Genomic DNA, 10,011 nt, shown 5'->3' on the forward strand with positions numbered 1-10,011 from the left:
CTTGATACCGTTGAAAAATTCCCTCACCGTCTCCGTTGCGAGGTTTCAAGGAACGTTTCGAATCCGATCGAAGCCTGGTGACAATGAATCTGTCGCGGACAGACTCGCTTTCCTGCTGGACTGCTATGACCATCATGGTGCCTGTGGCCTACGATGGCAAAACTGCGCTTGGGCTCTTCGTATCAGCGCTTTTTCAATTACTTCCTCGACGAAAGGCTGCCCGACATAAACGGCAAGTGCAGTCGCACGGTCGCTGACGGGGACGCCGATTCGCTCCGCGGCTTCCTCGGATGACTGCATCAAAGTTGTCTTCGACCCGTAAGGGGCGGCGCATGTTTCTCGCATCGGCGGTAGCAAATCCGTCGTTTTCATCGTTGGCGCCCCCAAGGGCGACGTCGCGCGCGAGTCACAGTACGCCTGCGAGCCAATCCAGCAGCCGTGCCTGCGGGCCTCGGCGGGGCGCGAGCATCGGCGTAGCGGGCTCCCCTGTGCCGGCGTTGGATGCGGGCGACGTTCTGCGTAATGCAGACATTGAGATGTCTCACGCGAAGCGCGCGGACTGCACAAGCTACGTGCCTCCCACGCCGGGCGCATCGCTTTCATCTGGTATATGCATTGCTGCTCGAACTGATGCCCATGCGAATCGGCCGGCTTATCCGATGGAGAGAACCCTCCGCGGCTGGAAGAGTTGCATTGGGACGATGTCAAAGCCGCTGAAGGTCTAGCACTCGGTTGTATGGCCTGGCGACCCGCCGGCCTTCATACAACCAGTACGTCGCCCGGCGGCATCAGCGGAGGGTCCTGTGGTAACGCCGCCCGGTCAGACTCATGGGGCCCTGCAAAGCGAGGGCACCAGGTCAGGCAGAGGCATGCGTGTAACCGGAGAAACATCATGAAAGCTGTTGTCTATAGAGGGCCGCGCGATGTCAGCGTGGAAGACGTGCCTGATCCCAAAATTGAGCGACCGACTGATGTGATCGTACAGATCAGAAGCACTAATATCTGCGGTTCAGATCTGCATATGTTCGAAGGCAGGACCGACTTCGAAACGGGGAGGGTCTTCGGGCATGAGAATCTCGGCCAGATCATGGAAGTGGGGGCCGCCGTTGAGCGATTCAAAGTCGGGGACTGGGTGTGTATGCCATTCAATATCAGCTGTGGCCACTGTCGAAATTGCGAAAAAGGATTGACCGCATTCTGTCTGGCTGCGAATCCCCAACCGGGCATGGCTGGCGCTGCCTTCGGCTTTGCCGACATGGGGCCCTATCAAGGCGGGCAGGCGGAATTCCTGCGCGTTCCTTGGGCCGATTTCAACTGCCTGAAACTGCCTCCCGATGCCGAGGAAAAGCAGAACGACTATGTGATGGTGGCCGATATCTTTCCGACCGGCTGGCATGCCACTGAGCTTGCAGGGATGCGGCCGGGCGATGCCATCGTCATCTACGGCTCGGGTCCGGTCGGGCTGATGGCCGCGCATGCAGCGATGATCAAGGGCGCCTGCAAGGTGATGGTGGTCGACCGCCATCCCGATCGGCTGAAGCTGGCGGAATCGATAGGCGCCGTCGCCATCGACGATTCGAAGTGCAATCCGGTCGATCGCGTCATGGAGCTTACCCATGGCCTGGGTGCCGATGTCGGCTGCGAGTGCGTCGGCTATCAATGCCATGATCCCGCCGGAAAGGAGATACCGAATCTGACCATGAACAATCTCGTCCAATCGGTGAAGTTCACCGGCGGCATCGGTGTGGTCGGCGTATTCACGCCACAGGATCCCGGCGCATCAGACGACCTGGCCAAGAAGGGCGAGATCGCGTTCGACTGGGGAATGTGCTGGTTTAAGGGCCAGCATATCGCCACAGGGCAGTGCAATGTGAAAGCCTACAACCGCCAGCTGCGCGACCTGATTCATGCCGGCAGGGCGAAGCCCTCGTTTATCGTTTCACATGAGATCGAACTGAACAAGGCGGCGGAGGCCTACCAGCACTTCGACTCGCGTGACCGAGGCTGGACGAAAGTCATCCTGAAGCCTGGAGCATGAGAGCATTTCCTTATATGTGAGTTTATGGCGGGTGCCGCCTAAAAGCCGGGTTCAAAGAAGGTCCAATGGGCCCGGTTCGCCACTTTCAACTGGACCAATGCACGCCGCCCGAGCGGATCCCTGTCGTTCAGGGACGTTGGATGATGACCGCGCTTGGCCCTTCTTCGAGTGGAAACGTCATGCCTGTCTATGATTACGATTGTGCGGAGTGCGGCGCATTTGAAGTCGTTCGCCGGATCGCCGAGCGCGACGATCCCGTGGCGTGTCCGCAATGCGGCGCGCCGGCCGCGCGCGTGACGATCGCGGCACCGAGCGTGGGCGGCGCAAGTTCGTCCAGCGATGGCGCGGGTGATGCCGGCAACTACGGCATGTCTCATCGAGGCGGTTGCCTCTGCTGCCGTTAGCCCTTTTTTGCCGCGCGCTCGGGTACGGCCATTGTCGCGGAGCATTTTTTTCTCTGGCCGCGGGCAGCGCCCGAAGCGTCTCGCTCTTCCGCCGCGAGCCGATCAAAGATGTAGAGCCGGGCCGGGTGCAGCTTTGCTGCGGCGCGCACGCGCATGCCATTGACGTGCGAGCGCGCAGTTGTAGGCGCTCGACTGACAACTGCCCTGTCGGCTCGTCGACGGTCAGTTTCGCCGAACTGCCGGACATGGCCACAACCGGATGTTGGCGCAACGCAACATTTGAACGCTTAAGCGGCGCTCTCTGTCGGATAGCCGACGTTCCAATGCTGATTGCATTGGTCGGCCAGTTGATCGACCATTTGAGACGCTTCAGGCAAGCTGAAAATCCGATAGCTTGAAAGTTTTGTTGTTAAGCGCCTCTGTCGGACCATAGAGACGCATGGCAGGTAAAGGACGCTTTCCTGCGGTCGGAATCCAGTTAGCCTCAAGCCCCGCTGGCGCTTTCGGACCTACATAAATCGTCACACCACCATCGGCGTTTTTCGTCATTTTGTCGACATCGTACGAGGAAAGGGTCGTACGGTTGGACTCGCTATAAATGAATGCATTGGTGGCGCGGTCGTAGACCGTCAATGCCCAGAATTGCTTGACGGGCATCTGGGCAGGCACGTCCAGCTTGTATAGCTTGCCTGCCTCGAGCAGATTTCCGTTATTGTCCGCTACCGCCATCAGATATTGCGTGGCCGGATCTGCCGTCAGAACCTTGGGCATGTACGTGCACCAGAAATACTCGGCCGCACGATTGATCAGGTCGATTCTATCTTGGTCTACAAAAGTGAACCTCTTGTGCTCATCGGCCTGGAGTAGAGAGGCGTAATGTCGGTCAGGCCAGAACAGCTTTTCTTGCGGAAAATGGTCGTACCAGGATTGCATATAAAACCATGCATCGATTGCTGCCTGGCGCATAGCCTTCTTCGCTGTTTCATCGGGCGTAAACGGCTTACCTCTTTCAATCCCTAGCGACACAAGCATCCCCATCATCAGCTTGTCCTGTGGATTGACGGGCTCGACACTCATGACAGCGTGCATGTCCTCGAAGTGGAGTTCATCGTAGAAAGGGAGCGTCGGATAGCGTTGGTCGATCGGATCGACGAAACGCTGCTTCGGAGGATTCGCTGCTTCGGAGAGATAGTACATCCGCAACTTTTGCGCGTACTGGTAGGCGTCCGCCGTCGTCTTCCCGGGCGCAGGCACGGAACGGAAGGCAAATGCAATCCGGAAGTTTGGCGAGGCGACATGAAGGTAACCCTTCGGAACGGAGCCTTTGTAGCCGGGTGCGGTGAAAAGAAATTTCGCCCCCTTGCCCTTGTCGAGCCCGGAGGGTCCCACGTCTGCAATCGTAAATTGCCACGCATCAACAACCTGTCCGTAGACACTTCCATCGGGGGTGGCGGCAGGCACCTCCAGAACGACTGGGCCCTTTCGCAGGTCGGTAAAGGCAGAAATGTACGGCGTCGTGCTGTTCGCTGTGATTGCCTCAAGCTTCGGCGTGGCTGGTGCGGAATACGCAATGATATCGTTGTCTTTAAGGCCGAGATTGTCGATGGCTGCACGGCGGAAGCTGTAAATTGCAACCGCAGGCATATTCCATAGAACCGCCTCGAACGCGCGTCGATACTTTATCTGATAGTCAAAATCCTTGACCGAAGGGGTCGAGCCCTCCTGGAGGCTGGCCGCCAAGCGGCTCCATCGGACTGCCTGCGCCGGTTGACAGTGGCGTTGCAGCTTCCTCCGCCGAGACATCCAAGGTCTTTCCGGAGGCGGCAACACTTGCGATTGTGATCATGCTGACGCGGTGGAAATCTCTGCGTGAAAATGGCATCTTGACGCCCTCCAAGGGAATTTTTAGCGTTGCCCAGCCTTTCGATAGTCGGATACTACCGATGAATTGAACATTAGGGTTGGGGGCAACGGAACTGCCCCTCAGGGCAACGGCGGCGAATGACCGCTTCAAGTCGGAAAGCCGCCGTCAGGTTCGTAGTAAGGCGAGCGGCAGCAACGGGTCGCGTGTTGTCGGTCGCACCCGTGCGACCTTCGGCGATGCGTGCGAGTTGCATAAGGCAGCACGCGGCCATACACGGTCGCTCGCACGATTGCAGCGAGTGACCGCTCCAGTGCCCATCGCAGCCACTGGTCATCCGTGCTGCGGGTGAAGACAGGCACCTTACGTGCGCCCGCTCATCGTCAGGATGATCTTGCCTACGTTCATCGCTGATTCCATCCGACGATGCGCATCTGCGGCATCTTCCAGCGCAAATGTGCTGTCGACGACCGGTTCCAAACTCGCGCCACCAGCGAAGCGTTCGAGCCAATGCTCGCGAAAGCGTCGCACCATCGCATGTTTTTCGGTCTGAGCGCGTGACTTCATCACGGTGCCGATGATCTGCAGATGGCGGTACAAAATCTCTTCAAGGCCGACGCTCACCTCACCGCCTCCGCCCAGAATACCGACCTGCACCAGCCGCCCCCCGTTGGCAAGCGCCGCGACGTTACGGGCGAAATACGGCGCGCCAATGAAATCGATGACAACATCCACGCCGCGCTTGTCTGTTTTGCTGGAGATGACCTCGGCGAAATCGTGCGCCTTGTAGTCGATCGCGTATTCCGCTCCCAGCTGTACGACGCGTTCCAGCTTCGATGCTTCGGCTGTCGCGAAAACGGTCGCACCGGTCGCATAAGCCAGTTGCACTGCGGCGGAGCCCACGCCGCCAGCAGCGGCATGAATGAGCACCGAATCGCCACGCTGCAAGCGGCCAAGATGCATAAGCGCTTCGTGCGCGGTCACGAAAACCTCCGGTATAGCAGCAGCGTGGACATAGTCGAGCGTGGCTGGAATCGGCATTGCCATTCTCCAGTCGATGCGCGCGAGCTCCGCATACGCACCGCCGCCGACTACGCCCATCACCCGATCGCCGATCTTGTATCCCTGCACGGCACTTCCGGTTTCAATCACTTCGCCGGCGATTTCAAGCCCCATGATCGTGGAATCGCCGAAGTTCGGGCGGCCGTAACCTCCTCGCCGATGTGTGAGATCCGCGCGATTAACGCCCGCAGCGTGGACGCGCACCAGCAGATCGTCGGGCCGGATTTCGGGCGCTGAAACGTCGGCGAGTTGGAGAACGTCGGCCTCGCCGAATTCGTTGAATGTGATGGCTTTCATTTCGAACCTTCCTGTTTGGTTGATGAATCGACGGCAGCGTCTCCGGTTTCCGTCTGCGCGCCGAGTGTCGCCTGCGCGAGCGCGGAGGCCGAGATGGCTGCGGGGAATCCCGCGTAGAACGCGAGGTGAGTGATCACCGCCGAAAGTTCTTCCCGCGTGACGCCGTTCTGCACGGCACGGCGTAGGTGCGATGGCAACTCGTCGAGGTGACCGCTCGCGATCAACGCGGCGACCGTCACGAGGCTGCGCTCACGCGGCGAGAGCGCCGGGTCGTTCCAGATGCGCGGGTACAGCGTGTCATCGACGAACGCCGAGAGCTTCGGCGTAAAGGCGCGCGCGGCTTCACGCGGGCTGCTGAAATCTGCGTGAGACATGACGGTGCTCCTTTTAAGCCTGGCTGATGAACTTGTGCGTCAGGTAATACCCGATGCCCTCGGCGCCGCCTTCCGAGCCGTGGCCGCTTTCCTTCATGCCGCCAAACGGCAGTTCGGTCGACACGATGCGGTACTGGTTGATGCCGATCATGCCGGCTTCGAGACCATCTGCTACGTCGATCGCCGTGCGCGCATTCGTTGTGAACGCGTATGCAGAGAGGCCATATGGCAGCCTGTTCGCCTCCGCAAGTCCGTCGGCAAGCGCGTCGAAGCGCATCAGCACGGCGATCGGGCCGAACGGCTCTTCGTGCATCACGCGTGCGTCCATCGGCACCTCCGCGAGCACGGTGGGCTCGAAGAAATAGCCGTCCCCCTCGATCCGGTTGCCGCCGGCAAGTAGCGTTGCGCCGCGCGCCACAGCATCATCGATAAGCTCTTTCATCTTGGCTAGCTGGCGCGGATTCGCCAGTGGGCCGACCTGCGTCGTGGGGTCCATGCCATCGCCGACCTTGAGCGCCTTTGCAGCGCGTACGAAATGCCCAACGAATTCGTCGTAGGCGTCACGCTGGATCAGGAAGCGTGTTGACGAGATGCAGATCTGGCCGGTACCGCGAAAGCGGTTCGCAGCGCCCTCGACGGCGGCCTTTTCGACAGCCGCGTCGTTGAAGACGAGAACCGGCCCGTGGCCGCCGAGTTCCAGCGTAATCGGCTTGACGCCTTCTGCGGCGCGTGCGGAAAGAAGGCGGCCGATTGGCACGGAGCCCGTGAAAGTCACTTTACGGATCAACGGCGATGCGATCAGATGCTTCGACACTTCGTCCGGCACGCCGAATACGACCTGCAACACGCCTTTAGGCAGACCGGCGTCGTCCAGCGCACGCGCCAGCGCGAGCGCAGTGGCGGGGCTTTCTTCACCGGGTTTGATGATCACGCTGCATCCCGCAGCGAGGGCCGCAGACAACTTGCGCGCCGGGGTGATAGCAGGGAAATTCCACGGTGTGAATGCGGCCACGGGCCCGATCGCCTGTTTTTTCACGAGCTGTTGCACGCCCGGGCGGTTAGCCGGTACCACGCGGCCATCGATGCGACGCGCCTCTTCGGCGAACCATTCGAAGTAGTCGGCTGCGCGCCGGACTTCGTCGCGGCTTTCCACCAGCGGTTTGCCTTCTTCGAGCGTCATCAGCGTGGCGATGCGCTCGGCGCGCTCGCGTATCAGCTCCGCGCTTCGTTTGAGGATGCGGGCGCGTTCCGCCGGGACAGTGTTACGCCAGACGTCGAAAGACCGTTGCGCAACGTTTAGCGCATGGTCCAGATCGGCAGCCGTCGCGAGCGGCACGCGGCCGAGTTCGCGTCGCGTTGCCGGATTGGTGACGGGTGCCGTTTCCCGTTCGCTCGCATCGATCCATTCTCCGTCGATAAAAAGATGCAGTGTTCCGTAGGTGATGTCCATGGCAAGAAGCTCCCGACTAGATTGGTGATTCGGATACTGAAATAGACTGCCGTTATCACTGGCCCGACGGATGCTGCCTGTGCGGCGAGCTTTCGTCGCAAGCTGCGGTCAGCTCGATCATTCCGTTTGGCCAGTGCCTGACTGCAGAACCGAGTCTAGGCGCAGAGCGGGAGATGATTTAGTGGAGTCGCGAAGAATCAATCTTGTCTCTGGAGAGAAAATACCCGTCGCTAGCGAGGGCGATGAGAAGAAGACGTTCGTGCGTAACGGTGCGAAACGGGTTGTAGACCCTGTCTGCGAAAAACAGGCGTCTGCACTATCATCGCTAGCCGGTGCGAACGGAAACGCGGCAATTCGACAGAAAACAATGGCAAACGAGGACGAGCATGGACAAGGTCTACAACATGTCGATTTTCGCGAAGGTGGTCGAAATGGGCAGCTTCACGGCTGTCGCCAATCACCTCGACACGACGGTCGGGAATATTTCACGGGCGGTATCGGTACTCGAACAGAACCTCGACACCAGGCTGCTTCAGCGCTCCACACGCAAGCTTCTGATAACCGATGCTGGACGACGTTTCTATGAACGCAGCGTCGCGATTCTGGCGGACATAGAGCAGGCAGAAGCGGAGGCGCGTGACGCGCTGCTGGAGCCACGCGGCAAATTGCGCGTGTATGCGGTTCCAGGTGTAGGACGCCGCCTCGTATCGCGCGCCGCACTGGCGTATCGGCGCTCCTATCCCGATGTATCGGTCGATCTTATTCTGTCGCAGAGAATGCCCAACCTGCTCGAAGAGCAACTCGATGTGGCAGTTGTGATTGCACGTACGCTGCCAGATTCGGCGTATGTGAGCCAGAAGATCGGCGTTAGCCATTGCGTTCTCGCAGCGTCGCCCGCTTACCTTGCAGAGCATCCTGCACCCGAGCGTCCGGAAGATCTGGTTGATCACACATGCGTGCTTCTCGGCACAGTCGATTATTCGCCGGACGAGTGGCATCTGGAAAGCGTAGAGGGTCGCGCCGTCTACCGTCCGGTAGGCCCGCACTTCGGCGTGAACGACATGGATGCGATGGCGACAATACTGAAAGACGGCGCAGGAATCGGACTGATTGCCGCCTTCTCGGCAATCGACGATCTGCGTAATGGCTCGCTCGTGCGAGTTCTGCCGCAATATCACACCCAGCAGCGCAACGTGTACGCGGTATATTCATCGCGCCAGTTCGTCGATGCAAAAATCAAGCGCTTCGTCGATGCATTAAAGGTGGATGTTGGCGGCGAGCTTCACGCCTATACAGCGGAACTTGGCATCAACGTCGAAGCTGCATGAACGCATCGGCGGAGAGCGACTCAGGCTCATTGAGCGCTCTCCTGTCTGCGGTAAATTAGCGATGGTTCTGAGCCAGCTTCGTCCGTGCGGCGCGGGCAATACTCTCGGCGAAGAGCGGCGTCTCCCGTTGATTATGATCGCTCGATGCGCTTTGGCGATCGCGCGCGGCCTGTTCGAAAGAGACGCCCATTTTCTCGATGAAAGCGAGGAAATCGTCGGTCGGATGCGAGATAACGCTGTTCGTATACTCCGTCTTGCCATCCGCAGATTCCTTCGCGCTCAATTCCCAGATTACCTGGACCTTGGTGCGGCCGTGCGGCGTAAAAACATCCGAAAGCGATACCATTCGACAATAGTTTTTATCCGTGACTTCGCCCACGTAGTGCTGGACGACCAGACCGGTTCCAATCTGTTCCACATTGATCGACATCCGCCGTCCATCGTCGGTCCAGGTGGCGCCTGCCGCAATATGGTCGGGAGGAGCACAGCGCTGATATTCCGCGTCCGGAAGTGCGAAGAGCCAGCTTGCAATATCTATTGCGTCAATGGGAATATCAACGACGTGGCTGAATGCACTTTGCGAAAGGACTAGGTCTGCACGAATCGAGGTCATTGCAAAACTCCATGAATCGGAAAGGAAGGAAAGTACCGCGCAGAGATTGTCTCGTGCGGCTTACTTCGCTTTCTTCGCAAAAGAACGGATAGTTCACATACGCACGATTCGCCGGGTGTCGGATCATCTTGCACACCGCGCTCACGTTCCTGCATTGCATCGCAGAATTTGGGGCCGACGGACCGACTGATTGCGTGTCTGGGAAGGAATGTCAGGCCTGTGCGGCTCCGGCGACTCCGCACTAGATACAAGAGAATCACTCGGACGATTGGGCTCAGTGGCTTGGATGGCAGAAAGCAAACCTAAAACGGCCTCACGACATCATTGTCCGAAGTTCTCCGACGGGTCCAGAGTGTGTGAAAACGCATGGATCGTCTAAACTGAATCAACGCACTGAGACCGGGTGACTCATGAAGCGATTCGTTGAAGGCGATGACCGCAAGCAGGTCGCACTACTCGCCGAATGCGTCGATGACTACATCGGACAGGACAACCCGGTCAGAGTCATAGACGCCTTCGTCGACGAACTTGATCTTGCAGAACTCGGTTTCGAAGGTACCGCACCGGCGATCACGGGTCGTCCG

At 59.0% G+C, this 10,011-nt stretch carries 8 protein-coding genes and 1 pseudogene; 4 read left to right on the forward strand and 5 right to left on the reverse strand.

Translation table 11 applies throughout. The features are described 5' to 3' along the window. Window positions 1–892 precede the first annotated feature (892 nt). Both FQ705_RS15155 and FQ705_RS15160 read left to right on the forward strand, forming a co-directional pair. Complete coding sequence (locus FQ705_RS15155; RefSeq protein ID WP_144142464.1) at window positions 893–2,038, forward strand: glutathione-independent formaldehyde dehydrogenase; 1,146 nt, start codon at window positions 893–895, stop codon at window positions 2,036–2,038. A gap of 179 nt (window positions 2,039–2,217) precedes the next feature. Next, window positions 2,218–2,442 carry an FmdB family zinc ribbon protein gene (locus FQ705_RS15160; protein ID WP_144142465.1) on the forward strand — a complete coding sequence of 75 codons (225 nt, stop codon included), beginning with the start codon at window positions 2,218–2,220 and terminating at the stop codon, window positions 2,440–2,442. Window positions 2,443–2,811: 369 nt separating this feature from the next. On the opposite strand, the gene FQ705_RS15165 is transcribed toward FQ705_RS15160, so the two are convergent. The 4 genes from FQ705_RS15165 to FQ705_RS15180 form a co-directional block, all read right to left on the reverse strand. Continuing rightward, on the reverse strand, window positions 2,812–4,182 hold the full coding sequence (locus tag FQ705_RS15165) for a DUF1254 domain-containing protein (RefSeq protein WP_222105655.1): 1,371 nt from the start codon (window positions 4,180–4,182) through the stop codon (window positions 2,812–2,814). A 484-nt stretch (window positions 4,183–4,666) separates the two neighbouring features. Continuing rightward, a complete protein-coding gene (locus FQ705_RS15170) occupies window positions 4,667–5,662 on the reverse strand; it encodes an NAD(P)H-quinone oxidoreductase (protein WP_144142467.1) in 996 nt (331 codons plus the stop codon). Continuing rightward, entirely contained in the window at window positions 5,659–6,036 is a 378-nt protein-coding gene (locus FQ705_RS15175; protein ID WP_144142469.1) for a carboxymuconolactone decarboxylase family protein, read from the reverse strand. Before FQ705_RS15175 ends, FQ705_RS15170 begins: the two co-directional genes overlap by 4 nt. A 13-nt stretch (window positions 6,037–6,049) precedes the next feature. Then, on the reverse strand, window positions 6,050–7,486 hold the full coding sequence (locus FQ705_RS15180) for an NAD-dependent succinate-semialdehyde dehydrogenase (protein WP_144142470.1): 1,437 nt from the start codon (window positions 7,484–7,486) through the stop codon (window positions 6,050–6,052). A 386-nt stretch (window positions 7,487–7,872) separates the two neighbouring features. Here FQ705_RS15180 and FQ705_RS15185 point away from each other — a divergent pair, with 386 nt between their 5' ends. Continuing rightward, entirely contained in the window at window positions 7,873–8,814 is a 942-nt protein-coding gene (locus FQ705_RS15185; protein ID WP_144142472.1) for a LysR family transcriptional regulator, read from the forward strand. Window positions 8,815–8,869: 55 nt separating this feature from the next. Here FQ705_RS15185 and FQ705_RS15190 read toward each other — a convergent pair whose 3' ends face one another. Next, the gene (locus FQ705_RS15190; protein WP_144142474.1) at window positions 8,870–9,427 is read right to left on the reverse strand and encodes a hypothetical protein; all 558 of its coding nucleotides are present in this window, start codon (window positions 9,425–9,427) and stop codon (window positions 8,870–8,872) included. A 410-nt stretch (window positions 9,428–9,837) separates the two neighbouring features. Here FQ705_RS15190 and FQ705_RS15195 point away from each other — a divergent pair. Beyond that, window positions 9,838–10,011 (forward strand): annotated as a pseudogene (locus tag FQ705_RS15195) (IS5/IS1182 family transposase); the annotation flags it as partial.

Origin of the sequence: Paraburkholderia sp. BCC1884, assembly GCF_900996225.1 — a bacterium.
Lineage (GTDB): Bacteria > Pseudomonadota > Gammaproteobacteria > Burkholderiales > Burkholderiaceae > Paraburkholderia.

What these genes read in the sequence shown, in the direction of transcription:
- FQ705_RS15155 (WP_144142464.1), top strand. Translation starts at nt 893, where the DNA reads ATGAAAGCTGTTGTCTATAGAGGGCCGCGCGATGTCAGCGTGGAAGAC.
- FQ705_RS15160 (WP_144142465.1), top strand. Translation starts at nt 2,218, where the DNA reads ATGCCTGTCTATGATTACGATTGTGCGGAGTGCGGCGCATTTGAAGTC.
- FQ705_RS15170 (WP_144142467.1), bottom strand. Translation starts at nt 5,662, where the DNA reads ATGAAAGCCATCACATTCAACGAATTCGGCGAGGCCGACGTTCTCCAA.
- FQ705_RS15175 (WP_144142469.1), bottom strand. Translation starts at nt 6,036, where the DNA reads ATGTCTCACGCAGATTTCAGCAGCCCGCGTGAAGCCGCGCGCGCCTTT.
- FQ705_RS15180 (WP_144142470.1), bottom strand. Translation starts at nt 7,486, where the DNA reads ATGGACATCACCTACGGAACACTGCATCTTTTTATCGACGGAGAATGG.
- FQ705_RS15185 (WP_144142472.1), top strand. Translation starts at nt 7,873, where the DNA reads ATGGACAAGGTCTACAACATGTCGATTTTCGCGAAGGTGGTCGAAATG.
- FQ705_RS15190 (WP_144142474.1), bottom strand. Translation starts at nt 9,427, where the DNA reads ATGACCTCGATTCGTGCAGACCTAGTCCTTTCGCAAAGTGCATTCAGC.